Here is a 25,309-nt window from a genome sequence, read left to right as displayed (position 1 = left end):
CGGTCCTGCCTAGCGTGGGCGGCGCGGGCGAGGGCCGCCCGCGAGGGTCGAGCGGAGGCGCCATGAGCAGCGGGACGCCGGGCGGGGACGGTGCGCGATGAGCGCCTTCTGCGGCATGGACACCGGGCGCGGTCGTGAGCAGTCCGGCCGGCTCCTCGCCGGGGCCGATCGGCTGCATCTGCTCGCGCTCCTCCTGCGGACCGCGACCACGGCCGCCGCCTGGGAGGGGGCCGATGCCGAGGCGTTCCGGGACAGGGTGAGCACGGCGGCGGTGGGACCGCTGCTGCGCGCCGAGCTCGCCCTGCGCGCGACCGGCGCCCGTCTGCGGGCCGAGGCGGCCGCCCAGGACGCGGCCTCCGCCGTGGACCGCTCTCCGGCCCCCGGCGCGGGGGCCAGCCCAGACATAGCTGCAGGACCTGCCATGGGTGCCGTCCCTGCGATGGGTGCCGCCCCTGCCCTGGGGGCGGTCCCTGCCCTGGGGGCCATGGCTGCGGGCTCTGCCGCGTCGGCCCGGTCGGGTCCGAGCGGCCGTGTCCTCGGGGTCGCGGCCGTGGGACGCGGGCGCGCCGGCTCTCCCGGGGCATCGGCGTGGCCCTCGAGCGCTGCGGAGATCTCCGCGGGCATCGGCGAGGGCCTCGACCTCGCCGGGGAGCGCGTGCTGTCCGAGCTGGACGCACGCGGGGTGCGCACCGAGGGCCTCGAGCAGCTGGGACGGGACGCCGACCGCTTCGGTGCGGTCCTCGAGGACTGGACGGCCGGCGGCAGGACGCCGACTCTCGCCCAGCTCGTCTCCGGCGCGATCCTGGTCACCGGGTCCGGCGGGGTCGGGATCCTCGAGGCCGCCACCGGCGAGGACTCCCCGTTCCTGGACGATCGCCCCGGAGGGATCGTGCACGCGGTGCGCAGCGACGAGACGCGCACCCCCGCCCCGGCGAGCCTGCCGGACCTCATCCGGGACAACGCCGCACTACGGCGGCGGGCCGGTGACGCGGGGCCGCTGCCCTTCGGGAGGATCGGCATCCAGGAGGTGCTCGGGGCCGATGGCGCACGCGCCTACATCGTGCAGGTCCCTCCGACCGAGGGCGCGCCGATCACCTCGGCGCCCGATTCCTGGGGCGGGCAGGGCGCCTCGCGGGACTGGGCTTCCAACCTGCGCCTGGTGGCCGGCCAGCATCCCGCGGCCATGCACGACGTGCGGGCGGCCCTGTCCGCCCCCGGGCCCGGCGGCGACCCGCTCGTGCCGCCGGGATCCCGCGTGCTGCTGGTGGGACACTCCCAGGGCGGGATCGTCGCGACCCACCTCGCGGCGGACCCGACGTTCAACAGCACCAGCGGCGCCCCGGGCACGTACGCGGTCACGCACACCCTCTCGATCGGCTCGCCCGTGCAGACGGTGCTGCCCGCGGATCCCGCGACCCAGGTCGTCAACGTCACCCACGGGCCGCTGTCGCTCGGCGCGCACGGCGCGAGCGGCGACCCGATCGCGCACCTGGACCTGCAGGGGCTGCGGGTCGACGGCAGCCGGCTCACATCGCCCCAGGTCCACGAGGTGCTGCTGGACAGCGGGGAGAGCGCCTGGGACGCCGAGGACTGGCTGCGGCGCAACCACGACTCCCTCGGCCCGCAGGGCGAACCGGCCCTCGGCTACGCCGGGACCCTCGCCCGCGGCACCGCGCAGGATCCCGTGCTGCGCGGCCTGGAGCGCGAGCTGACCGGGGTCTACCTCGGCGAGGGGGCGACCGTGACCGCCTCCCACGTCGTCGAGGTGGGACGCACCGACCTCAGCGGGACGTGACCTCGTCCCCGCTCCGCGCCGTCAGCCGCGAGGCGACGAACGGGAAGACCAGCACCGTGACGGCGCCGCCGGTGACCATGATCGAGGCCATCGTGCTGGAGATCAGCTCCGCGGACACGGCCAGCTGGGTGACGGCGACGATGATCGGCAGCCCCGTGGCCGCGTAGAGCCCCAGCCCTGCCTGCTCCCGCACCGTGGTCAGCCCCGAGCCGGTGGGCGTGAGCATCTCCCGCAGCATCACCGGCAGGCCGCGGACCGCGGCGATCACCACGACGAACCCCAGCAGCAGCGGCCACCGCGCGAAGACCGCCCCGAGGTCGATGCCCATCCCGCTGGTCACGAAGAACACCGGGATCAGCAGGCTGAACCCGACCACCTCCACCTTGTGCATGATCTCCTCGGCGTGCTCGGGAGCGACCGCCCGCATGCCGGTGTGGATCAGCAGGCCCGCCGCGAAGGCGCCGAGCGCGACGTCCAGGTCGAGCACCGCCGTGAGGAGCATGAGCGTGATCAGCACCCAGATCGTCACGCGCAGCGTGGTCTGCATCGTGGAGTTCGAGGCGGCGGCGAACGCCTTCGTCAGCAGCGGGACGCGCCGGAAGAACCGGGCGGGGATGGCGACGGTCAGCACCGCGGCCACGGCGAACAGCAGCAGGACCAGCGCCGCCTGCCAGGTGCCGCGCGTGGACAGCAGCAGGGACATCGCCACGATCGGCAGCAGCTCCCCGTAGGCGCCGTGGACCATGGTCGCCCGGCCCAGCGGCGTCGACATCGCCCCGGAGTCCTTGAGGATCGGCAGCAGCGTCCCCAGCGCCGTCGAGGTCGAGGCGATGCCGAACACGACCGCGACCCGGCCCTCCCCCTGCAGCAGGAGCAGCCCGGCGCCGACCCCGAGGACGGCGCACAGGATCCAGGTCAGGGCGGCGTGGCGCCCCTGCCTGCCGCGCATGTCCGCCGGGTTCACCTCGAAGCCCGCGAGCAGGAACAGGAAGCCCATGCCGAGCTCGCGCAGGAAGGCGACGGAGTCCGTCTGCTCGGCCAGGCCCAGCATGTGCGGGCCGATCACCACGCCGAACGCCAGCAGCCACACCACGTCGGGGATGGTGCGCCGGGTGGCGAGGGCGAGCATCGGCGCGAGGACGGCCGACAGCGCGATCCACCACATCGACAGCAGGTCGTCCACCAGCATGTGCTCCGCTCCCATGGGGCGACCCTATCCGGCCGGGACGAGCCCGGACACGACGCCGATCGAGGACGGGCGCGACATCGAGTGCCGGTCTTCGAGCCACACCGAGGTCGGTTTCGGCTCGTAGACCGGCACTCGACCGGGATGCGGCGCCGAGTGCCGAACTACGAGCCACAACGGGTCGGTTTCGACTGGCAGACCGGCACTCGCCCGGGATGCGGCGCCGAGTGCCGGTCTACGAGCCAAAACGGGGTCGGAAATGGCTCGTAGACCGGCACTCGATCCGGGGCGCGGGCCCGGGACGACGCCTCCGGGCTCGACGCCGGGACGACGCCTCCGGGCTCGACGCCGGGACGACGCCTCCGGGACGCTGCCCTGGGACGACGCCCCGGAACGACGCCCCCGGGGCGGGGCCCGGGCGGGTCAGGCGCGGGCGACGGAGAGGCGGACGGCGCCGCCGGCGACCTTCTCCTCGGCGGTGTGCGCGCCGGCGGCGGGCTCCGCGGGGACGTCGAGCGAGGAGGCGAGGACCTCCCCGGCGACCAGATCGCGGTGCGCGGCGACGGCCGCGACCACGGCCTCGTCCCCGGCGACGGTCAGGGCGATCCGATCGGAGACCTCCAGGCCCGCCTCGCGACGCGCCTGCTGGATCGCGCGGACGACGTCACGGGCGGTGCCCTCGGACTCGAGCTCCGGGGTCAGCCGCGTGTCCAGCACGAGGAAGTCCCCGCCGCGCAGCACGCCGATGGCCCGGCCCTCGGCGGCCGCCCCGGAGCCGGCGACCAGCTCGAGGGTGTACTCGCCCTCGACCAGCGCGAGGCCGCCGGCGGTGACGGTGCCGTCCTCCGCCTGGGACCAATCCCCGGACTTCGCGCCCTTGATGGCCAGCTGCACCTGCTTGCCCAGGCGCGGGCCGGCGGCGCGGGCGTTCACGCTCAGGCGCTGCTCGACGCCCATGCCGCGGGCCTCCTCGCCGGCCACGTCCAAAAGGCGCACGGACTTCACGTTGAGCTCGTCGGCGATGATCTCGGCGAAGGGCGCGAGCTGCTCGGGATCGGCGCGCACCACGGTCAGCTCCGCCAGCGGCAGGCGGGCCCGCAGGCCCTCCTTCTTGCGCAGGGAGTTGCCCACGCTCGCCACCCGTCGCACCTCGTCCATCCGCGCGACGAGCTCCTCGTCGCGCGGGAAGAGATCGGCGTCGGGCCAGTCGGTGAGGTGGACGGAGCGGCCGCCGGTCATCTGCTGCCAGATGTCCTCGGTGACCATCGGCAGCAGGGGGGCCGCCACCCGGGTGAGGGCCTCCAGGCAGGTCCACAGCACGTCGATCGCCTGGGCGTCGCCGGCCCAGAAGCGGTCGCGGGAGCGGCGCACGTACCAGTTGGTGAGCATGTCCAGGTGGTCCTGGATCGCCTCGGCGGCATCGGCGATGGACAGCGCGGTCATGCGCTCCTGCACCGTGCGCACCAGATCTCCGGTGCGGGCCAGGAGGTAGCGGTCCATGACGTCGTCGGCCTCGTGGCGGGGCGCGGCCTCGTAGCCGGCGGGCCGGCCGGCGGCGTCCTTCTCCCCCGCGGCGTTGGCGTACAGCGCCAGGAAGTACCACACGCTCCACAGCGGCAGCACCGTCTGGCGGACGGCGTCGCGGATGCGCGGCTCGTCCACCACGAGGTTCCCGCCGCGCAGGATCGGCGAGGACATGAGGAACCAGCGCATGGCATCGGCCCCGTAGGCGTCGAACATCTCGCGCACGTCGGGGTAGTTGCGCAGGGACTTGGACATCTTCTGCCCGTCCTCGCCCAGCACGATGCCGTGGCAGATCACGCTCGAGAACGCGGGCCGGTCGAACAGCGCCGTGGACAGCACGTGCATGACGTAGAACCAGCCGCGGGTCTGCCCGATGTACTCGACGATGAAGTCCGCCGGGTTGTGGGTCTCGAACCAGTCGGCGTTCTCGAAGGGGTAGTGGACCTGCGCGAAGGGCATCGACCCGGAGTCGAACCACACGTCGAACACGTCGGTGACGCGGCGCATGGTGGACTTCCCGGTCGGGTCGTCGGGGTTGGGCCGGGTGAGGTGGTCGATGTAGGGCCGGTGCAGGTTGACCTCGCCCAGCTCGTCGGTGGGCACCCGCCCGAAGTCCCGCTCCAGCTCCTCGAGGGAGCCGTACACGTCGGTGCGCGGGTGGTTCGGGTCATCGGACTTCCACACCGGGATGGGCGTGCCGAAGTAGCGGTTGCGGGAGATCGCCCAGTCGCGGGCGCCCTCCAGCCAGGTCCCGAACTGCCCGTGCTTGACGTTGCCGGGCACCCACTCGATCTGCTCGTTCAGCGCGAGCATGCGCTCGCGCTGGTCGGCGACCTTCACGAACCAGGAGCTGACGGCCTTGTAGATCAGCGGGTTCCGGCAGCGCCAGCAGTGCGGGTACGAGTGGACGTAGCTGGTCTCCTTGAACAGCCGGTGCATCCGCTGGAGGTTGCGGATGATCGGCCGGTTGGCCTCGAAGACCTGCAGGCCGGCGATCTCGTCCAGGGCGGTGCCGCGGAAGTGGTCCAGGAACTGCGCGCCGTCGTCGACGGAGACGATCACGGGGATGCCGTAGGCGGCGTTGACCTTCTGGTCCTCCTCGCCGTAGGCGGTGGCCTGGTGGACGATCCCGGTGCCGTCGGAGGTGGAGACGTAGTCCGCCACGGTGATGATCCAGGCGTTCTGGGTGCCCCACTTCTCGCGGTCGGCGGAGTACACGTCCCACAGCACGTCGTAGGTGATGTGCTCGAGCTCGGCGCCGGCGTACCGGCGCTCGCCGACGGCGGCCTGCACGGCCTCGAGGTCCTCGTAGCCCAGCTCCTTAACGAAGGCGCCCAGCAGGTCCTCGGCCAGGAGGAAGGTCCCGGCGCCCTCGGCGGTGCCGTCGGCCGCGCCCCGGGGCCCGGCGGGGACGGTCACGTACGTGATCTCCGGGCCCACGGCCAGGGAGAAGTTGGTGGGCAGCGTCCACGGGGTGGTGGTCCAGGCCAGGGCCTTCACCCCGGCCAGGCCCAGCTGCTCCGCCCGGTCGCCGGTCAGGGGGAAGGTGATCACGACCGAGGGGTCCTGGCGGTCCTGGTAGACGTCGTCGTCCATGCGCAGCTCGTGCGTGGACAGGACGGTCTCGTCCTTCCAGCAGTACGGCATGACGGAGTAGCCCTCGTAGGCGCGGCCCTTGTCGTGCAGGGTCTTGAAGGCCCACAGCACCGACTCCATGAAGGTGGGGTCGAGGGTCTTGTAGTCGTTCTCGAAGTCGACCCAGCGCGCCTGGCGGGTGACGTACTCCTCCCACTCCTTGGTGTACTTCAGCACCGAGGCGCGGGCGGCGGCGTTGAACTGCTCCACGCCCATGGCCTCGATCTCGGACTTCTCGGTCATGCCCAGCTCGCGCATGGCCTCGAGCTCGGCGGGCAGGCCGTGGGTGTCCCAGCCGAAGCGGCGCTCGACCCGGTCCCCGCACATCGTGCGGAAGCGCGGCACCACGTCCTTGACGAAGCCGGTCAGCAGATGGCCGTAGTGGGGCAGGCCGTTGGCGAAGGGCGGGCCGTCGTAGAACACGAACTCCGGGGCGTCGGCGCGCTGCGCGATGGAGGCCCGGAAGGTGTCGTCGGTGCGCCAGAACTCCTGGATGCGGTTCTCGAGCGCAGGCAGGTTCGGCGAGGGGACGAGGGGGGATCCGTTCTTCGGATACACCATGGGGACCTCCGGGGCGGCGTGGACTGTGCTGTCCCGAGGACGCCCTGCGGCGCGGTACCACCTCGGTTGACGCCTCGCGCACGGCCGGGCCGCGGGCCAGGTGCCCCCTTGTTCCTCAGCTGTGACGGGCTGGTCCCGGCGGGTTCTACTGGGCGCCTCCGCGTGGGGCCGATGGGCCGGCGCTCGGGGACGCTGTTCTTCCCGCGGCTCTCCGGTGATGGCCGGGTCGATGCCGATGCCCCCGATCCTAGCCCGCCCGCGGCCGATGGCCCACCCGGCAGGCGCACGTCACACCGCAGGCGGCGCCAGCGGGAGGCGGACGGTGAAGACGGTGCTCCCGGGGCGGGAGTCCAGGGCGATGTCGCCGCCGTGGGAGACCACGATCGCCCTGACGATCGGCAGCCCGAGCCCGGTGGTGCCGTCGCGGCCCGAGCGGGCGCGGTCGGCGCGGGTGAAGCGGTCGAAGACGTCGCCCTGGACGGAGGGGTCGATGCCGGGGCCGTCGTCGGCGACCTCGAGCACGGCCTCGCGGCCGTGGAGGCGCAGCCGGACCTGCACGGTGGTTCCGGCGGGGGTGTGCTTGCGGGCGTTGGAGAGCAGGTTCGCGAGGACCTGCGCGAGCTGGCGGGGATCGCCGAGGACCTCGACGGGCTCGTCGGGCAGGTCCAGGCGCCAGGTGTGCTCCCGCGCCGTGACGCGGGCGTCCATGGCGGCCTCCATGAGCAGCTCGGCCAGGTCCAGGCGCTGCTGCTCGCGGGGGGCGCCGTCGTCCAGGCGGGCCAGCAGCAGCAGGTCCTCGACCAGCGCGGTCATGCGGGCGGACTGGGCCTCCATCCGTTCCAGCGACTCGGCGCCGCGGTCGCCGAGCGGCTCGGTCATGCGCAGCAGCTCGGTGTAGCCGCGGATCGCGGTGAGCGGCGTGCGCAGCTCGTGGGAGGCGTCGGCGATGAACCGACGCATCCGCTCCTCGGACCGGTGCCGGGCGTCCAGGGCGCCGTCCACGTTCTCGAGCAGGGCGTTCAGCGCCCGGCCGACCTCCCCCACCTCGGTGCCGGCCCGCGCGAGCTCGGGATCGACCCGCTCGGTGAGCGCCACCGATCCCTGCTCGAGCGGCATGTCCGCGACCCGGGCGGCGACGGAGGCGACCTGCTCCAGGGGGCGCAGGGTGCGCCGCACGATCGCCGATCCTGCCAGCCCGGTGACCAGCAGGGCGGCGAGGGAGACCAGGGCGAGGGTCAGGTCGAGCCGGGCGATGGTGAGGTCGGCGCTGTCGGTGCGGATCCCGACCGCGAGCTCCGCCGCGCCCCCGCCTCCCGGTCCCCTCCCCGCGACGGGGTCCTCCTCGGTGATCCGATAGCGGCCGATGCTCAGGCTCACGTCCCGCGTGCCGTCCTCCTCCTCGAGGGCCGCGCTGATCCTGGCGAGGTCCTGGGCGGTCAGGGGCTCGAGGTCGCCGTCGTCGTCGCGCCAGGCCCCGCGCACGGCGGTGCCGTCCTCGAGGACGGCGCCGAGCAGGTACTCGCCCTGGCCCGGCGCGTCGAGGAACGCGAGCAGGTCGCCGGAGGGCTGGGGCCCGGGGCCGCGCGCGAGGGTCCGGGCGAGCTCGGCGTCCAGCTGGGCGTCGAGCTGCGAGCGCAGGGACACGTGGGTGGTGACGGCGACGATGAGCAGCACGGCGGCCAGCGCCGCCAGCAGCACGGCCACCAGGGCGGTGCGCAGGCTCGCGCGGCGGCGCAGGGCCCGCTGCGGCGCATCCTCGCTGTCTCCCGGCCCGGCCGGGGCATCGACCGCGGTCATGCCGGCTTGAGCACGTAGCCGGCGCCGCGCACGGTGTGGATCATCGGCTCCCGCCCGGCGTCGATCCGCTTGCGCAGATAGGAGATGTACAGCTCGACGATGTTGGCCTGGCCGCCGAAGTCGTAGTTCCAGACCGCGTCGAGGATCTGCGCCTTGGACAGGACCCGCTGCGGGTTCTCCATCAGGTACTGCAGCAGCTGGTACTGGGTGGCGGTCAGGGCGACGGGGTCCCCGCCGCGGGTCACCTCGTGGGTGTCGAGGTTCATCACGAGGTCGCCGACGATCAGCTCGTGCGCGGCCTGGGAGGTGATCCCGGAGCGCTGGACCAGGCGGTGCAGGCGCAGCAGCACCTCCTCCATCGCGAAGGGCTTGGTGACGTAGTCGTCGGCCCCTGCGGCGAGCCCGCCGATCCGGTCCTGCGGGGCGTCCATGGCGGTGAGCAGGAGCGAGGGGACCTCCGGCAGGAAGGCCCGGATGCGGCGCAGCACCTCCACGCCGTCGATGCCGGGCAGCATGCGGTCCAGCACGAGCACGTCGGGGCGGATCTCCCGGGCCGCCCTCACGGCCTCGAGGCCGTCGGCGCAGATCGTCGCGTCCCAGCCGATCATCTGCAGCGGGAAGCGCAGGAGATCGGCGATGGTCGGCTCGTCCTCGACGACGAGCACGCGCACCGGCGTGCCGTCGGCGCGGGAGAGCCGCGGGAGGGCGGCGAGGGCGGCGGCGGGGTTCTGCGTCATCACGGGTCCTGGGGTCCGGGGCCCGGCGCGGAGGCCGCGCCCGGCGGGGTCGGGAGATGCTCCGAGACTAGACCGCCCGGGCGGCCCGCGCCGGGTCCCGGGGCCGCTGCACAGGCACGGCACAGGCGCGCGCACAGCGCAGCCACAGATCCCCGGCGGGCACGTCACATTCGGACACCTCGCACGCCGCCGTCGCAGGGGCGCGGCGTACCATCTGTGCTGTCGTCGGAGGCCGGCGGCACCACTGCACTGACCATGAAGGGTTCACAATGTCGCTGTTCGGAGAGCCGTTCACCGCGAAGGCGCTCAAGTCCGGGGTCACCGTCGAGGTCGAGGAGGGCCAGTCCCTCCTGCAGGCGCTGCTGGACGCGGGCGTCTCGATGGACTACTCCTGCGAGGGCGGCGTATGCGGCACCTGCATCGTCCCCCTGGTCGCCGGCGAGGTCGAGCACCTCGACGAGTTCCTCGAGGACGAGGAGAAGGACACGCACATGATCACCTGCGTCTCCCGCGGCGTCGGCGAGATCGAGATCGACGTCTGATCCTTCCCGGCGGCGAGCGCCTCAGCTGCCGGGCGCCTCAGCTGCTGGTCGCCTCAGCTGCGGAGCGCCTCCGCCGCCCGCTGCGCGGCCAGACGCAGCGCCCCCTCCACGGGCGGTCCCGCCTCCAGCACCTCCAGCTGCCGGTCGGCGAGCTCCGCGCGCACCCGACGGGACACCTCCGGGTTCTCGCTGAGCACCGACCCCGCCAGCACGATCTCCGCCGCTCCGTCGCGGACGGCGTCGACCTTCGCGACGAGCTCGGCGGCGGCCCGCGCGAGGATCTCCCGGGCGATCCCGTCCCGCGGATGCCGCTGCGCGATGGGCGCCAGCCTCCCCCAGTGCGCGGGCGCGAGCGGACGCACCGCGGCGATCAGCCCCTGGCGCACGTCGTCCCCGGACCCGTCACGCGGGGCGCCCGGGCGCGGCACCGGCAGGCCCAGCTCGGCGAGGACGTCGGCGGTCAGGGCCGTGGCCGGCCCGCGCCCGTCGAGGTCGCACGCCGCGGCCTGCAGCACCTCCCGGCCGATCCAGACCGCGGACCCGGTGTCGCCCAGCAGCCAGCCCATGCCGTCGCAGCGCCGGACGGGGGCGAAGCCCGAGAAGCGCACCGCGGCCGATCCGGTGCCGCCCAGCAGCAGCAGCCCCTCGCCGTGCGCGCTGCCCGCGGCGAAGGCCGGCAGCATGTCGTCCACGATGCTCACGTCCCGCGCCGGGAGGCCCAGGGGCGCGAGCGCCGCGCGCACGACCTCCTCGACCTGCGCGTGATGGGCCGCGGCGGCCCCCGCGATCCCGAGCACGGCCACCGTGCGGACCGGGGCCTGGAGGCGGGCGCCGGCCTGCGCCGCCAGCAGGGCCGTGCGGACCGCGTCGACGAGCCCCGCCGGGCCGTCCGGTCCCGAGGAGTTGGGGTTGTAGCCGGGCCCCTCGGCCGAGGCCAGCAGCGTGCCGAGCTCTCCGTGCGGGCCGAGCGCGCGGATCCGCACCCGGGCGCGGGTCGCCCCGACATCGGCTCCCAGCACCTGGAGGCCGGGCACGGCCGATGAGGAGGGCGCGGGGTCGGGGTCAGCCATGGTGGTCATGCTAGCTTCGGGATCCCGTGGGGGCCGTCCGCGCCGCCGCGACCGGCCCCGTCGCCCCGCAGGAGGATCCCCGATGACCTCGTCCGATGCCGACCCCCGCCCCGTGACCCCGCAGGACGCCTGGGAGGCGCTGCTGACCCTGGACTCCCCCACCGAGCAGCGTCATCCCGGCACCGCCGACCTCGACACCCTGGGAGCCGAGGGCCTGGTGCGCACGATCCTGGGCGCCGATGCGGCCGTGGTCACCGCCGTCCAGGCCCTGGCGCAGCCGCTGGCAGGGCTCGTGGAGGCATGCGTGGGCACGATCGCCGCGGGCGGCACCGTGCACTCCGTCGGGGCGGGCACCTCGGGCCGGCTCGCCGTGCTGGACGCGGCGGAGCTGGGGCCGACGTTCAACGCGGGCTCGGACCTGTTCCGGGCGCATCTGGCCGGCGGGGACGCCGCGATGCTCGTCGCGGTCGAGGGCGCGGAGGACTCGGCCGAGGCCGGGGCGCAGGTGGTGGCCGAGCAGGTGCGCGACGGTGACCTGGTGATCGGGGTGGCCGCCTCGGGCCGCACCCCGTACGTGCGCGGGGCCCTCGAGGCGGCCCGCTCCCGGGGGCTGGTGACGGCGCTGATCTCCGCGAACCCTGCGGCGCCGCTCGCGTCCCTGGCCGATCATGCGCTGCTGGCGGACGTCGGCCCGGAGGTGGTGACCGGATCGACCCGGATGAAGGCCGGCACCGCGCAGAAGCTCCTGCTCAACGCGCTGTCGACGGCGACGATGGTGCGCCTGGGCAAGACCTATTCCAACCTCATGATCGACGTGCGTCCCAGCAACGAGAAGCTCGTGGCCCGGACCGTGCGGATGCTGGTGCAGGCCAGCGGTGCGCAGCCGGAGCGGGCGCACCGTGTCCTCGAGGAGGCCGGAGGGAGCGTCCGCATCGCCCTGGTGGCCCTGCTGGCGGACGCCGAGGTGCCGGCGGCGCGATCGGCCGCCGAGCGCTTCCTGCCCGATCCGGCGCGGTCCGGCGATCCTGCGGGGATCCGCGCCGCGGTCGAGGCCCTGCGGCGTCACGGCTGAGCGGCGTCACGGCTGAGCGACGTCACGGCTGAGCGGCGTCACGGCTGAGCGTCCGGCCGCGCCGGAGCCGGTCAGGAATGGGGACCGGCGACGCCCCAGCCGGTGGCCACGAGCGCGAGCACCGCGCCGACGGCGCCGAGCGCCACGGCGATCGACATCGTCGGACCGGTCATGAGGATCCACAGCACGATCAGCGCCGCGAGCGCCATGAGGGTGAGGAAGACGGCGGGGCGCCCGGCGCCGCTGCGGGACGCGTCGGGGCGAGGGGCGGATCGGCGAGCTGTGCTGCGGTGGGTCCTCGGCGGCATGACCGTCATCTCGGCGCTTCCTTCCCTGATGCGCGCCCGTGCGGTGCGGGCCTGCGCTCTCGATGGCTCCACCCTCTCGCAGCGCGGGGCGCAGGGGATCATCCTCGGAGACCGGATCGCCTCCGACGAAAGGAGGGGGCGGCGCCGCCGGGGTCATCCCTGGGGGTGAGGTCGCAGCGCGTCCGGGGTCGCGGCGAGGCGGGCGAAGGCGCCGCCCGCGGCGAGCAGCTCCTCGTAGGTGCCGCGCTCGAGGATCCGGCCGTGGCCGAGCACGACGATCTGGTCGGCGTGGCGCACGGTCGAGAGCCGGTGGGCGATCGAGAGGGTGGTGCGGCCGCAGCTGAGCGCCTCCAGGGCGCTGCCCATGGCGCGCTCGGTGGCGGTGTCCAGGGCGCTGGTGGCCTCGTCCAGCAGCAGCACGGGCGGGTCGCGCAGGATGGTGCGGGCCAGGGCCAGGCGCTGCTTCTCCCCTCCGCTGAAGCGGTAGCCGCGCTCCCCCACCACGGTGGCGTAGCCCTCGGGGAGGGAGGCGATGTGCTCGTGGATCTGCGCGATGCGGCAGGCCTGCTCGAGGTCGGCGTCGCTCGCGTCGGGGGCGGCGAAGCGCAGGTTCTCGGCGATGCTCGCGTGCAGCAGGTACGTCTCCTGGGTGACCACGCCGATCGCGGCGGCGAGGGACTCGCGGGTGATCTCCCGCAGATCGTGGCCGTCCAGGGTGATGCGCCCGGAGCTGGGCTCGTACAGCCGGGCCAGGAGGTAGCCGGCGGTCGTCTTGCCGGATCCGGTCGCGCCGACCAGGGCCGTGTGCGATCCCGGGGCGACGTGCAGGTCGATGTCCTGCAGGGCCGGGGCATCCGCGCCGGGGTAGGTGAAGCTCACGCCCTCCAGCCGCAGCTCGCCGCGCACCGCCCGCATCTCCAGGGCCCGGGCGCCGGGGGCGTCGGAGATCGTGATCGGCGCATCGAGGTACTCGAAGACCCGCGTGAACAGCGCGAGGGAGGCGTTGACCTGGGCGGCGACCCGCAGCAGCCCGTTCATCTGCGGGAACAGCCCGGACTGCAGGGCCACGAAGGCGACCAGGGTGCCGATGGACACCCCGGCGTCCCCGCCGAACAGGAGCATGCCCCCGAGCAGGTAGGTCAGGGCGGGGATCACCGCCAGCAGCACTCCGTACAGCCCCTGGTGCCAGCGGCCCGCCATCTCGGAGGAGATCTCGAGGTCGGCGAGCTCGCGCGAGTCCTCGGAGAAGCGCTCGGTGAGCGCGGCGGTGCGCCCCATGGTCGTGGCCAGCAGCACGCCGGAGACGCTGAGCGACTCCTGGATCCCCGCGGAGAGGTCCGCCGCCTTCGCCTGGCGGCGCACCACCACGGCGCGGCGGCGCCGGCCCACCCGGCGGTTCATCCACACCGCGATCGGCAGCGTCACCAGGGAGAACAGGGCCAGGCGCCAGTCCAGGGCGAGCATGGCGACGAAGGCCATGAGGATCCCCGCCCCGGCGGAGACGATCTGCGTCATCACCGTGGTGACCACGGCCTGCATCGAGCCGATGTCGGAGAAGATCCGCGACTGCACCTCGCCGGTGCGGGTCCGGGTGAAGAAGCCCAGTCCCATCCGCTGCAGGTGACCGTAGACCGCGACCCGCAGGTCGTGCATGACGGACTGGCCGACCCGAGCGGACAGCATCGACTGCACCACGCCCAGCGCCGCCCCGACGACGGTCACCGCGACGAGCCCGGCCACGCACCAGGCCAGCACGTCCGGTCGCTGCTGCGGCAGCGCGACGTCGACGATCTCGCGGATGAGGAACGGGGAGACGACCCCGGCCCCCGCCCCCAGCACGATCAGCAGGGCGACGACCAGGAGGGCCGGCCGGTACGGGGCGAACAGCCCGAGCACCCGGCGCACATCGGCCTTCTGGCCCGGGGCCAGGCGCATGTCCTCGCCCAGGCGGCGACCCAACCCGCCGCCGGGAGCGCCCGGCCCGCCGAAGGTCACAGGCCGACGTCCCGGGCGACCTTGTGCGCGGCCGCCTGCGCGATGGGGCGGATCGTCACCAGGTCGAGGTTGACGTGCTGCGGGGCGTTGAGGGAGTAGGCGATCACATCGGCGCAGTCCTCGGCGGTGAGCGGGTTCTCGACGCCGGCGTAGACCTGCTCGGCGGCCTCCGCGTCTCCGAGGCGCACCAGCGAGAACTCCTCGGTGCGGACCATGCCGGGGGCGATCTCGATGACGCGGATCGGCTCACCGGCGAGCTCGAGGCGCAGGGCGCCGGCGACCATGTGCTGACCGGCCTTGGCGGCGTTGTAGCCGCCGCCGTTCTCGTAGGCGACCTGCGCGGCCGTCGAGGAGAGCACCAGGATGCTGCCGCGGCCGCTCGCCCGCAGGGCCGGCAGCAGGGCCTGGGTCACCCGCACCGTTCCCAGCACGTTGGTGTCGTACATGCGCTGCCAGGCGTCGAGGTCCGCGGCGCCGACGGGCTCGAGGCCGAAGGCGCCGCCGGCGATGTTCACCACGGCGTTCAGCTGCCCGCCGAACAGCTCCTGGACCCGCTCGGCCAGCGCCTGCACGGAGGACGGGTCGGTCACGTCCACGGCCTGGACCTCGACGCCGCTCTCCTCGGCGAGCCGGGCGAGGCGCTCCTCGCGGCGGGCGACGGCGAGCACCCGCCAGCCGTCGGCGGCCAGGCGCTGCGCGGTCGCGCGGCCGATGCCGGAGGAGGCTCCGGTGCCCACGGCGGTGAGGGCGGGGGCGGGGGTCCGGGGGGTCTGAGCAGGCGCATCGGTCATGCTGCGAGGATACGGCGAGCACCCGCCTGCGCGGGAGCCCGGTCGGTGCGGGACCACCCCGGACGGTGCGGCACCACCCCGGTCGGTGCGGCACCACCCCGGACGGTGCGGGACCATCGCGGACGGTGCGAGACCATGGGGCCATGTCCTCGACGCCCCTCGCCCATTCCGCCGTCCTCTTCGACCTCGACGGGACCCTCGTCGACTCGGTGGAGGTGATCGTCGAGTCCTACCGCCATGCGCTGGCCGCCTTCGACGTCACGGGCATCGACGAGGCGCGGATCCGCAGCTGGATCGGCATGTCCCTGGACGAGACGTTCCAGCAGCTGTCCCCTCGGCATGCGGCGGCGATGGCCCGGACCTATCGCGAGTACAACCTGGCCCATCACGACGGGCGGGTCTCCGCCTATCCCGGGGCCGCGGAGCTGGTCCGCTCGCTGCAGGAGCAGGGGCGCCGGGTGGGGGTGGTGACCTCCAAGGGCCGGGAGCTGGCGCTGCGCGGCCTCGAGCTGACCGGCATCCCCGTGCCCGAGGTGCTGGTGGGCAAGGAGGACACCCCACGCCACAAGCCGGACCCGCAGCCGCTGCACCGTGCCCTCGAGCTGATGGGGGTGGAGGCGGCCGATGCCGTCTACATCGGCGACGCGGCCACCGACCTCAGGGCCGCCCGCGCCGGGGGCCTCGCCGCCGTGGGCGTGACCTGGGGCGCCGGGCGCCGCGAGGACCTCGCGGCCGAGCGGCCCGCCGCCGTGGTCGAGGACGTCTCCGAGCTCGCCGCCCTGCTGGTCCCCCTCGCGGCCTGAGCACGGACCGCCTCCCCGCGGCGGAGGGCACGACCTACCAGGAGGATTCCTCGTCGATGAGGTGGGACTCCGGCTCGATCTGCAGGGTGGAGTGGTCCAGCCCGTGCTCGCGGCGCAGCAGCGCCTGCGCCGCGTCGAGCACGGCGTGCGCATCGGCCTGCGCGCCGATGCGCAGATGCGCGGTGATCACGTCCATCCCGGAGGTGAGCGTCCACAGGTGCAGGTCGTGGACGCCGAGCACGCCGGGGATCGCGCAGAGATCGGCCTCGACGACGCTCGGGTCCAGGTGGCGCGGCGTCTCCTGGCCGAGCACCGCGAGGACCTCCCGTCCCAGCATCACCGCCCGCACGGCCACGAAGGCGCCGATCGCCAGCGCCAGCGCGGTGTCCCACACCGGGGATCCGGTGACCCGCACCAGCACCGCGGCCAGGATCACGCCGAGGGAGCCGACGGTGTCGGCCATGACCTCGAGGTAGGCGCCCTTGAGGTTGAGGCTCTCCCCCGCCCCGGAGCGCAGCAGCGCCATCACCGTCAGGTTGACCACCAGGCCCAGCACGCCGACCACGAGCATGGCCCCGGTGCCGACGCCCTCCGGGGAGCCGATGCGGCGCACCGCCTCGAGCACCACGAAGGCGGCCACGGCGAGCATCACGAGCACGGCGAACAAGGAGGCGAAGACCTCCGTGCGGTAGCGGCCGTAGCTGCGGCGGCCGCTGCGGTCGGGCCGGGCGGCCACGACCGTCGCGGCGAGGGCCGCGCCGAGGGTGAGGACGTCCGCGGCCATGTGCCCGGCGTCCGACAGCAGCGCCAGCGATCCGCTGGCCAGCGCCGTGACCAGCTCCACGACGAAGAAGACGCCGATCGCCGCGACGGCGATGCTCAGCCGCCCCCTCCAGCGCCCGGCGGCCGAGCCCGAGAGCTCGGCCGCGCCCGGGCCGTGGGAGTGCCCGCCCCGCCCCCGGCCGGGATGGTGCTGCTGCGCCGCGTCCTCGCCGGCGGCGCACCGCGCGCGGTCCTCGGCCGCCTCGCCCCCGGGGAGGTCCTGCCCGGTCATCGGACCGCCTCCGCGCCCGGCCGCGGCGCGTCGCCGGCCGCCGCGGGAGCATGCGCCCGCTCCGCGTGGCGGCCCTCGTCGTGGGGCGTCGCCCCGTGCTGGGGCACCGCGTGCTCGATGTGGGCGAGGGCGACGTCCAGCAGGGTGCGCACGTGGGGGTCGGCGAGCGCGTAGTGCACCCGGCGCCCCTCGCGTCGCGCGGAGACCACCCGATGCGCGCGCAGCAGCTTGAGCGCGTGGGAGGCCGCGGAGTCGGACTGCGCGGACAGCTCGGCGAGCTCGTGGACGCTGTGCTCCCCGGCGCGCAGGGCCAGCAGCAGGCGCAGCCGGCCCGGGTCGCCGAGCAGCGAGAAGACGTCGGCCGCGTCCCGGACGGCGGGATCGGCCGGCAGCACGGGCGCCGGGCCGCCGCCCCCGTCATATGACGATATGTTCATATGTTCAGGCTAGGGGTGGTGACCGCGGCCGTCAACGGCGCGGCCCGGCGGCGGGCCGCGGCGGGGGCCGGGAGGCCCCGGGGGCTCAGATGCCGCGGACCTCGACCTCGTCGCTCGCGCGGGTCGCCTCCTCGGCGACGCGGCCGCGCGAGAGCCGGGTCATGATCGCCGCGATGGCGCCGTCTCCGGTGACGTTGGTGGCCGTGCCGAAGGAGTCGATGGCGATGTAGGAGGCGATCATCAGCCCCACCGCGGCCTCGCTGAAGCCGAGCATCGAGGAGAGCACGCCGGCGGCCGCCATGATCGCCCCGCCGGGGACGCCGGGCGCCGCGATCATCACCACGCCCAGCATCAGCACGAAGCCGACCAGGATCGGGACCTGGATCTCCATGCCGGTGACGATCATGATGGCGACCGCGAAGGTCGTGATCTTCAGGGTGGAGCCGGCCAGGTGGATCGTGGCGCACAGCGGGACGACGAAGTCGCCGATGGGTGCGGGCACGCCGTTGCGGCGCGTGCACTCCGCGGTCACCGGGATGGTGGCCGCCGAGGAGCTGGTGCCCAGCGCCGTCATGTACGCCGGCGCCATCGTCCACAGCATGCGCAGGGGGTTGCGGCGCATCGCCGCCCCCGCGACGGCGTACTGCGCCAGCAGCACGAGGACCGTCATCACGAGCACGACGACGACCACCACGAGGAAGGTGCGGATCACCGTCCAGATCTGGCCGTTCATCGTCATGCCCAGGAACATCCCGAAGATGTACACCGGCAGCAGCGGGATGATGACGGCCTCGATCACCCGCACCACGATGGTGCGGAACTGGTCGAAGGACTCGTGCAGCGCGCCCCAGGGCACGAAGCTGAGGCCGATCCCCACGCAGAAGGCGAGCACGAGCGCGGTCATCACGGGGAACACCGGCGGGATCTCGAGGGCGAAGTACGGTGCGATGGCCGTGTCCTCGGGGTTCCCGAGAGAGGCGACGTCGGCCCCGCCCAGCAGGCCCGGCAGCAGCGTGAGGGAGACGAGCAGGGCGAACAGTCCGCACAGCATCGTCGAGAGATAGGCGATGCCCGTGGTCGCCGCGAGCATCCTCCCGGCGCCGCGTCCCAGCTCGCCGATCGCCGGGGCGACCAGCCCGAGGATGATCAGGGGGATGAGGAAGCCCAGGAAGGCGGAGAACAGCCCGTTGAAGGTCGTGAAGACGCGGGCGACCGCCTCGGGCAGCACCAGGCCCAGCAGGATGCCCAGCACGATGGCCACGAGGATCCGCGGCAGCAGCCCGAACCGGGGGCGCCGATCCTCGCCGACGGCGGCAGGCGGCGCGGTCGCAGGGGTCGAGGGGCGAGGGGAGGCAGGAGAGGTCACGACGACTCCGAGGGGACGGGGGCGGGGGCGTCCTCCCGGAAGGCGAGGACGAAGAACACGGCGACCACGACGGCGAGCGCCGCAGGGATCAGCCAGACAGACTGCCATGCGTGGGTGCCGTCGGCGCGGAGGAACGCGTCCACGATCGGCCCGGAGACCAGGGAGCCGATGAGCAGGCCGACCCCGTAGGTGGCCAGGGAGATGAGGCCCTGCGCGGCCGAGCGCACCCGGGCCGGGGCGAAGCGGTCGGTGTAGATCTGCCCGGCGACGAAGAAGAAGTCGTAGCAGACGCCGTGCAGGACGAGGCCCAGCAGCACGAGGGCGAACAGCGAGTCCGCGTCCCCGAGGGCGAACAGGACGTAGCGCAGCGCCCAGGCGGCCATCCCGATCAGGAGGGTCCGCTTCACGCCCAGCTTCCGCAGCATCAGCGGCATGGCGAGCAGGAACGCGACCTCGGAGAACTGCCCGAGGGTCTGCCACCCGGCCGCGCCGCTCACCCCGATCTCGTTGAGGTAGAGGTTCGTGAAGTTGTAGTAGAACGCCAGCGGGATGCAGATGAGCACGGAGGCGATGAAGAACACCAGGTAGGAGCGGCTCCTCAGGAGGGCCAGGGCGTCCAGCCCGAGGACGTCGCGCACGGTGGGGCGCTCCCCGCGCCCGTGGGGCGGGGTGTCCGGCAGGGTGAAGGCGTACACGCCGAGCGCCGCCGAGCCGAGCGCGGCCATGACGAAGGTCAGCTCGAGCCGCTCCCCGCCCTCCCAGCCGAGCCAGCCGATCAGCAGCCCCGCCACGATCCAGCCGACGGTCCCGAACAGCCGCACCCCGGGGAACTGCTTCTCGGGGCTCTCCATGCGCCGGAAGGAGATGGAGTTGACCAGCGCGAGGGTGGGCATGAAGGCGATCATCGCCAGCAGCGCGCAGACGAAGAACGCCCCGAAGGAGTCCTGGCGGCCCGCGAGGAAGAGCATCACGGCGCTGACGACGTGCAGCACGCCGAGGATCCTCTGGGCGGAGAAGAAGCGGTCCGCGATGAGGCCGACGATGAAGGGGGCGAGGATCGCGCCGAGGCTCTGGGTGAGGAAGGCCAGGGCGATCTGGCTGCCGGTCGCCTCGAGCTCCACGGCGAGGTAGGTGCCGAGGGTGACGAACCAGGCACCCCAGACGAAGAACTCGAGGAACAGCATCGTGGACAGGCGCAGTCTCATCGTCATGTCGAGCATGAGGGCATCCTAGGCCGCGAGGTGACGTGCCTCACGTGCGGCGCGCGGTCCCGGCGATGGGAGAGAATGGGGCCGCGCCGCGCGACCCGCGGCGCGCCGCACGAGGAGGAACATGGCACGCACCTACGCGACCGTCGGCCCGATGATGTCCTACGCGTACGACCGCGTCGTGGATGCCCGGATCCCCGGCACGCGGACGGAGCGCGGCCCCCTGTTCATGGCGCTGCTGCGCCACATGGTCGAGTTCGTGGCGATGTCCCCCACCAGCCGCCGCGCCTTCCTGGGCAGCATCGCCCGCACCGGCGAGGCCAGCGGCAGCATCCTCGCCGAGCCGGACCTGGACCCCTCGGCCCCGGACCTCGTCGCCCGACTGCTGCCGCCGCGCGAGGGCGCCGACGACGGCGCGATCATCGCCGTGGTCCTGGACGGGGACGGCCGCGGCGCGGCGCGGCGCATCGAGCAGCTCCTGCCCCGGCTCGGCGACTCGCCGCGCAGCCGCCTGGTGCTCGTCTCCCGCTCCTCGGATCTGCCCCGGTACGCGGGACCGGGCGCCGAGCGGGTGGTCGAGTCCAGCTGGGAGCGGATCGCCCGGAAGCTGCCCAAGGCCGATCCGGACCACGCCGAGCTGTGGCGGACCATCGGCGAGATGGGGCGCACCGCCGGGCAGCCGGTGGTGCAGCTGCCGCTGAACCCGCGCAAGCTCCTGCGCAGCCCCGAGCTGGCCGCCGAGATGCAGGCGCACCTGGAGGTCTTCCACCACGCCTGCCGGGTGCTGCTGGGCGTCTCGCCCCGCTTCTCGACGCAGGCCTCCCTACGCGAGCCCCGCCTGCAGGCCGGCGACTCCCGCGGCCGCATCGGGCTGCAGTTCGGCGAGGTCGAGGGCGGGGTGCCCACGCATCTCGTCCGCGCCGGCTCCGTGATCGCCCCGCTGCCGCTGGGCGCCCTCGACGGCGAGGACGAGCGGTCCGCGGCCGAGGAGCTGCTGGCCCGCATGGCCCGCCGGCCGTCCTGGCGCACGCAGACGCACCCGCCGGCGCCCGACCCGGAGATCATCGGCCGCACGGCCTCGGCGGAGCTGGACGGCGCGCGGCGCCTGCTGTGGTCGCTGCTGAACCCTGCGCTGCTGCGCGAGCTCGGCTTCGAACCGGCCCCCGCCCGCAGCCAGCCGGTGGTCACCGGGCGCTCCCTCGCGCTGCGGCTGGTGCTCATCACCGACCCCGACGGCCCCGTCTACCGGATCGGCGTGGGCGGCCGGAACCGCTGGCGGTCGCTGACGCCGCGCGTGACCCGCGAGGCCACGGAGGACCTCCCCCGCGAGTCCTACTCGATCGCCCCGCAGAAGAACCAGTCCACCTCCGAGTACGTCTGGGAGGTCCACAAGGCGCTGTTCTCCCTGACGATCGCCGCCCGCGGGCGGCGCGAGCGCGGGGCGCCGGCCGCCCTCGGCGGGACGCCGGAGATCGAGCGGACGCTGGCGACCCTGGCGGCCGGCTCCGCCGCGGCGCGCTGAGAGGAGCAGGACGATGAGCGATCAGGAGCCGAGGATGCACGGCGAGTACAAGGTCCGCGGCGGCAAGCTCGTGGCCGTCGACGTCGGGACCGGCGACGGCGCGATCGTCGCCGCCCACGTCTACGGGGATTTCTTCCTCGAGCCCGACGACGCCCTCGAGGACATCGCCGGAGCCCTGCAGGGCGCCCCGGCCGATGCCGGGGTGGACGAGCTCGCCGCCCGGATCGAGGAGCGCCTGGCCGCCCGGCCCGAGCCGGTGCGGATGATCGGCTTCGACGCCCGCGCCGTCGCGATCGCCGCCCGCCGCGCCCTGGGCCGTGCCAGCAGCTGGGAGGACCTCGTCTTCGACGTGATCCCGGCGGTCACCATGGCGCCGGTGATGCACGTGGCCCTCGACGAGGTGCTGCCGCTCGAGGTCGCCGCGGGTCGCCGGCCGCCGCTGCTGCGGATCTGGGACTGGGACTCGCCCCTGGTGGTGATCGGCTCCTACCAGTCGCTGCGCAACGAGGTCGACCCGGAGGGCGCGGCCCGCCACGGGATCGGCGTGGTGCGCCGCATCACCGGCGGCGGGGCCATGTTCATGGAGCCCGGCAACTGCATCACCTACTCCCTGGTGGTCCCGACCGCGCTGGTGGAGGGCCTCAGCTTCGAGCAGGCCTACGCCTACCTCGACGACTGGGTGATGGGCGCCCTGGCGGAGATCGGCGTGAGGGCCCGCTACGTGCCGCTGAACGACATCGCCTCCGAGCAGGGCAAGATCGGCGGCGCCGCCCAGCGCCGGTTCGCCGGCGGCGTGCTGCTGCACCACGTGACCATGTCCTACGACATCGACGCGGAGAAGATGGGCGAGGTGCTGCGCACCGGCAAGGAGAAGCTCTCGGACAAGGGCACCCGCAGCGCCGTCAAGCGGGTCGACCCGATGCGCTCGCAGACGGGCCTGCCGCGGGACGCGATCATCGCCGGGTTCCTGGACCATTTCCGCTCCCGCTACGCCACCCGCGAGTCCGCGTACACGGCCGCCGAGCTCGAGAGGGCCGAAGAGCTCGTGCGCACGAAGTTCTCGACCCCGGAATGGACTGCCCGCGTGCCCTGAGCCGCCGGCCGCCCCGGGGCGCCGCCGGTCCGCGCGCCGGGTCCCGGAACAGGACGATCAGGACGCATCGGACCTCCCGGGCGGCCAGGTCGCACGGATTCGTCGCATCTCTTGTGCGCCCCCTCCCCGGCCGGTACTGTCGCACGAGTGCCTGCTTACGGAACCCTCGCCGCCGCGACCTTCCGGCAGTACTCCACCTACCGCGTCGCGACCGCCGCGGGAGTGTTCACGAACTCCGTCTTCGGGCTGATCCGCGTCTCGATCCTGCTGGCCGCGCTGGACGCGTCCGGGCAGGAGATCGGCGGGTACACCGCCCTGCAGGCCGCCACCTACGTGTGGCTGGGCCAGGCGCTGCTGGCCCCCATCGAGGCGTTCGGGACCCGCACCATCGGCGAGCGCGTGCGCACCGGAGAGATCGCCGTGGACCTGCTGCGCCCCGCTCCCCTGCTGGCGGTGCACCTGGCCCAGAAGGTCGGGCGCGCCGGCTTCCTGCTGCTCGGGCGGGGGCTGCCGCCGCTGCTGGTGGGCGTGCTCGTGACCGGGCTGGCCCTGCCGGAGTCGCCATGGTCCTACCCGCTGGGGATCCTCTCGGTGGCGCTGGCGATCCTGGTGTCCTTCCTGGCCGATGCGATCGTGAACCTCTCCGCCTTCTGGCTGGTCGAGATGCGCGGCTTCCAGACCCTCTACATGGTCGTGATGAACCTGCTGTCGGGCTTCCTCATCCCCATCACCTGGTTCCCGTCCTGGCTCGAGTCCCTGGCCCGCATCACCCCGTTCCCCTCGATGGTGCAGACGCCGATCGACGCGCTCTCGGGGCGCATCACCCCGGCCGAGGCCCTGGTCGGGATCGGCCTGCAGATCCTGTGGGCCGGGATCCTCGCCCTCGTCGCGCAGGCCATGGTCCGGGCCGGCACCCGTTCGCTGGAGGTGCAGGGTGGCTGATCCGCGTCCGGCTCCCCCCGTCCCCGCGGCCGCCGACGACCTCCGGCCGAGCACCCTGGCGATGGTCCGCACCCTGTACGGCTCGCGGATCCGCGCCCAGCTCTCCTACCGCGCGAGCTTCGCGGCCGATGCCGGCAGCCAGGCGCTCCTGTCGATCATCGAGTTCCTCGAGCTGTGGGTGATCCTCGGGCACGTGGACACTTTCGGCGGGCTCACACTGGTGCAGGTGATGGTGGTCTTCGGGCTGGCCTCCGCCGCGTTCGCCATCGCGGACCTGGCCTTCGGGGAGATCGACGGCCTCTCGACCTACATCCGCTCCGGGAAGCTGGAGACGCTGCTGGTGCGCCCGGTGCCGCTGCTGCTGCAGATCTCGAGCCTGGACCTGTCCCTGCGCCGCCTGGGCCGCTTCGTGGTCGGCATCGCCATGTACATCACGGCGCTGGTCCTCGCGGGGTTCGACCCGACCCCCGCGACGATGGTGCTCGCGATCCTCGCGCCGGTGATCGGCGGCGGGATCTTCTCCGCCCTGTTCGTGATGGCCGGGGCGCTGCAGTTCTGGCTGATCGACGGCCGGGAGTTCGCCAACGCCTTCACCTACGGCGGCAACTACGTCGCCCAGAACCCCGCCGCGGTGTTCGCGCTGCCGATGCGGGCGCTGTTCACCTTCGTCATCCCCGCCTCCCTGGTCGCCTACGCCCCGACCCTGGTCCTGCTGGACCTGCCGGGGCCGATGCTCGTGCCGACGTGGGCCGGCTGGCTGGGGCTGCCGGTCGCGCTGCTGGCCTGGATGCTCGCGCTGCTGCTGTGGCGCGCGGGCGTGCGCCGCTACACGGGGGCCGGCGGATGAGCGCCCTCCCCGGTCCCCCGCGCCGCCCCCGACCCCCGCACCCGCTCCCCCTCCCGAGAGGACATCGGCCATGACCTGGGCGATCGACCTGCAGAACATCACCCGCGAGTTCACGGTGCGCCGGCCGCGCCGGGTGGTGCGCGCCGTGGACGACCTGACCCTGCAGGTCGCCGACGGCGAGGCGGTCGGCTTCGTGGGCGCCAACGGCGCGGGGAAGTCGACCACCATCAAGATGCTCACCGGGATCCTCATGCCGACCCGCGGCACGGTACGGGTGCTGGGCCGGCGCCCCGTGCCCGAGCGCCGCCACCTGGCCCGGGAGATCGGGGTCGTGTTCGGCCAGCGCTCCCAGCTGTGGTGGGACCTGCCGCTACGGGACTCCTTCGCGATCCTCGGGTCGATGCACCGCCTGGCCCCCTCGGCGCAGGCGGCACGGCTCGCGCGCCTGGTCGAGGGCCTGGACCTCGCACCCTTCCTGGACCAGCCGGTGCGGCAGCTGTCGCTGGGCCAGCGGATGCGCGGCGAGGTCGCCGCGGCGCTGCTGCACTCCCCGCGCCTGGTCGTGCTGGACGAGCCGACCATCGGCCTGGACATGATCTCCAAGGAGGGGCTGCGCCGCTTCCTCGTCGAGGACCGTGCCGAGCGCGGCACCACGCTGCTGCTGACCACCCACGACATGGCCGATGTCGAGCGGCTGTGCGAGCGGATCGTCGTGGTCAGCGACGGCCGCACCGCCTATGACGGCACCCTCGCGGGGCTGCGGGACAGCCTGCGCACCCCCCGCGAGCTCGTGGTCGACCTCGCTGCGCCCCTCGGCGTGCTCGAGCTGCCCGAGGGCGCACAGACGGTCGCGGTCGAGGCCGGCGGGATCCGCCACCGGATCCGCTTCCACGCCGCCGAGCATTCTGCCGCCGCGCTGCTGGCCCGGATCACCGCCCAGGCCGAGGTCGCGGACCTGTCCATGGCAGAACCGGCCATCGAGGACCTGGTCCGCGAGATCTTCGCCCGCCGCCCGTGAGGCGGG

At 73.8% G+C, this 25,309-nt stretch carries 21 protein-coding genes; 9 read left to right on the top strand and 12 right to left on the bottom strand.

Annotation, left to right across the window (positions count from 1 at the left end; translation table 11 throughout):
• Positions 1-97: 97 nt before the first annotated feature.
• On the top strand, positions 98-1,795 hold the full coding sequence (locus BF93_RS10280; protein ID WP_038372411.1) for a hypothetical protein: 1,698 nt from the start codon (positions 98-100) through the stop codon (positions 1,793-1,795).
• Here BF93_RS10280 and BF93_RS10275 read toward each other — a convergent pair.
• The 4 genes from BF93_RS10275 to BF93_RS10260 all read right to left on the bottom strand — a co-directional run bounded on the left by BF93_RS10275 (position 1,782) and on the right by BF93_RS10260 (position 9,235).
• A complete protein-coding gene (locus BF93_RS10275; protein WP_038372410.1) occupies positions 1,782-2,999 on the bottom strand; it encodes a cation:proton antiporter in 1,218 nt (405 codons plus the stop codon). The genes BF93_RS10280 and BF93_RS10275 overlap by 14 nt on opposite strands.
• Before the next feature lie 405 nt (positions 3,000-3,404).
• Positions 3,405-6,701, bottom strand: coding sequence for an isoleucine--tRNA ligase (gene ileS, locus BF93_RS10270; RefSeq protein ID WP_038372409.1), 3,297 nt, complete (start codon positions 6,699-6,701; stop codon positions 3,405-3,407).
• A gap of 288 nt (positions 6,702-6,989) precedes the next feature.
• Entirely contained in the window at positions 6,990-8,498 is a 1,509-nt protein-coding gene (locus BF93_RS10265) for a sensor histidine kinase (RefSeq protein WP_038372408.1), read from the bottom strand.
• A complete protein-coding gene (locus tag BF93_RS10260; RefSeq protein ID WP_038372405.1) occupies positions 8,495-9,235 on the bottom strand; it encodes a response regulator transcription factor in 741 nt (246 codons plus the stop codon). The genes BF93_RS10265 and BF93_RS10260 overlap by 4 nt, the downstream gene beginning before the upstream one ends.
• Before the next feature lie 269 nt (positions 9,236-9,504).
• Here BF93_RS10260 and BF93_RS10255 point away from each other — a divergent pair, with 269 nt between their 5' ends.
• Positions 9,505-9,777, top strand: coding sequence for a 2Fe-2S iron-sulfur cluster-binding protein (locus tag BF93_RS10255; protein WP_038372403.1), 273 nt, complete (start codon positions 9,505-9,507; stop codon positions 9,775-9,777).
• 53 nt (positions 9,778-9,830) lie between these two features.
• Here BF93_RS10255 and BF93_RS10250 read toward each other — a convergent pair whose 3' ends face one another.
• Positions 9,831-10,847, bottom strand: a complete 1,017-nt coding sequence (locus BF93_RS10250) for an N-acetylglucosamine kinase (RefSeq protein ID WP_198025404.1) — start codon at positions 10,845-10,847, stop codon at positions 9,831-9,833.
• Between the two features lie 82 nt (positions 10,848-10,929).
• Here BF93_RS10250 and BF93_RS10245 point away from each other — a divergent pair, with 82 nt between their 5' ends.
• Entirely contained in the window at positions 10,930-11,919 is a 990-nt protein-coding gene (locus tag BF93_RS10245; protein WP_038372400.1) for an N-acetylmuramic acid 6-phosphate etherase, read from the top strand.
• 71 nt (positions 11,920-11,990) lie between these two features.
• Here BF93_RS10245 and BF93_RS10240 read toward each other — a convergent pair whose 3' ends face one another.
• From BF93_RS10240 to BF93_RS10230, 3 genes are all read right to left on the bottom strand, one after another.
• Positions 11,991-12,236 (bottom strand): hypothetical protein, encoded by a 246-nt coding sequence (locus BF93_RS10240; protein WP_038372399.1) that lies wholly within the window; start codon positions 12,234-12,236, stop codon positions 11,991-11,993.
• A 144-nt stretch (positions 12,237-12,380) separates the two neighbouring features.
• On the bottom strand, positions 12,381-14,162 hold the full coding sequence (locus BF93_RS10235) for an ABC transporter ATP-binding protein (RefSeq protein ID WP_051486823.1): 1,782 nt from the start codon (positions 14,160-14,162) through the stop codon (positions 12,381-12,383).
• Between the two features lie 56 nt (positions 14,163-14,218).
• Positions 14,219-15,013: an SDR family oxidoreductase gene (locus BF93_RS10230; protein ID WP_038372397.1), complete on the bottom strand. Its 795-nt coding sequence runs from the start codon at positions 15,011-15,013 to the stop codon at positions 14,219-14,221.
• 143 nt (positions 15,014-15,156) lie between these two features.
• On the opposite strand from BF93_RS10230, the gene BF93_RS10225 reads away from it, so the two are divergent.
• Entirely contained in the window at positions 15,157-15,816 is a 660-nt protein-coding gene (locus BF93_RS10225) for an HAD family hydrolase (protein WP_038372395.1), read from the top strand.
• A gap of 34 nt (positions 15,817-15,850) precedes the next feature.
• Here the strand turns inward: BF93_RS10225 and BF93_RS10220 are convergent, their stop codons facing one another.
• The 4 genes from BF93_RS10220 to BF93_RS10205 form a co-directional block, all read right to left on the bottom strand.
• Positions 15,851-16,870: a cation diffusion facilitator family transporter gene (locus tag BF93_RS10220; RefSeq protein ID WP_084148448.1), complete on the bottom strand. Its 1,020-nt coding sequence runs from the start codon at positions 16,868-16,870 to the stop codon at positions 15,851-15,853.
• Positions 16,867-17,307, bottom strand: a complete 441-nt coding sequence (locus BF93_RS10215) for an ArsR/SmtB family transcription factor (RefSeq protein ID WP_084148447.1) — start codon at positions 17,305-17,307, stop codon at positions 16,867-16,869. Before BF93_RS10215 ends, BF93_RS10220 begins: the two co-directional genes overlap by 4 nt.
• An 85-nt stretch (positions 17,308-17,392) precedes the next feature.
• Entirely contained in the window at positions 17,393-18,673 is a 1,281-nt protein-coding gene (locus BF93_RS10210) for a dicarboxylate/amino acid:cation symporter (RefSeq protein ID WP_038372393.1), read from the bottom strand.
• A complete protein-coding gene (locus BF93_RS10205; protein ID WP_198025403.1) occupies positions 18,670-19,893 on the bottom strand; it encodes a nucleoside permease in 1,224 nt (407 codons plus the stop codon). The genes BF93_RS10210 and BF93_RS10205 overlap by 4 nt, the downstream gene beginning before the upstream one ends.
• A gap of 112 nt (positions 19,894-20,005) precedes the next feature.
• On the opposite strand from BF93_RS10205, the gene BF93_RS10200 reads away from it, so the two are divergent.
• From BF93_RS10200 to BF93_RS10180, 5 genes are all read left to right on the top strand, one after another.
• A complete protein-coding gene (locus BF93_RS10200; protein ID WP_051486822.1) occupies positions 20,006-21,403 on the top strand; it encodes a hypothetical protein in 1,398 nt (465 codons plus the stop codon).
• A 34-nt stretch (positions 21,404-21,437) separates the two neighbouring features.
• On the top strand, positions 21,438-22,496 hold the full coding sequence (locus BF93_RS10195) for a lipoate--protein ligase family protein (protein ID WP_038372586.1): 1,059 nt from the start codon (positions 21,438-21,440) through the stop codon (positions 22,494-22,496).
• Between the two features lie 147 nt (positions 22,497-22,643).
• On the top strand, positions 22,644-23,438 hold the full coding sequence (locus tag BF93_RS10190; RefSeq protein ID WP_038372392.1) for an ABC transporter permease: 795 nt from the start codon (positions 22,644-22,646) through the stop codon (positions 23,436-23,438).
• Positions 23,431-24,285, top strand: coding sequence for an ABC transporter permease (locus BF93_RS10185; protein ID WP_232226318.1), 855 nt, complete (start codon positions 23,431-23,433; stop codon positions 24,283-24,285). The genes BF93_RS10190 and BF93_RS10185 overlap by 8 nt, the downstream gene beginning before the upstream one ends.
• A gap of 70 nt (positions 24,286-24,355) precedes the next feature.
• Complete coding sequence (locus BF93_RS10180; RefSeq protein ID WP_038372390.1) at positions 24,356-25,303, top strand: ABC transporter ATP-binding protein; 948 nt, start codon at positions 24,356-24,358, stop codon at positions 25,301-25,303.
• Positions 25,304-25,309 lie beyond the last annotated feature (6 nt).

It is taken from the genome of Brachybacterium phenoliresistens (assembly GCF_000576425.1).
Taxonomy (GTDB): domain Bacteria; phylum Actinomycetota; class Actinomycetes; order Actinomycetales; family Dermabacteraceae; genus Brachybacterium; species Brachybacterium phenoliresistens.
Note: the sequence above shows the minus strand (reverse complement) of the source record. Positions and strands in the feature narration are given on the sequence as shown.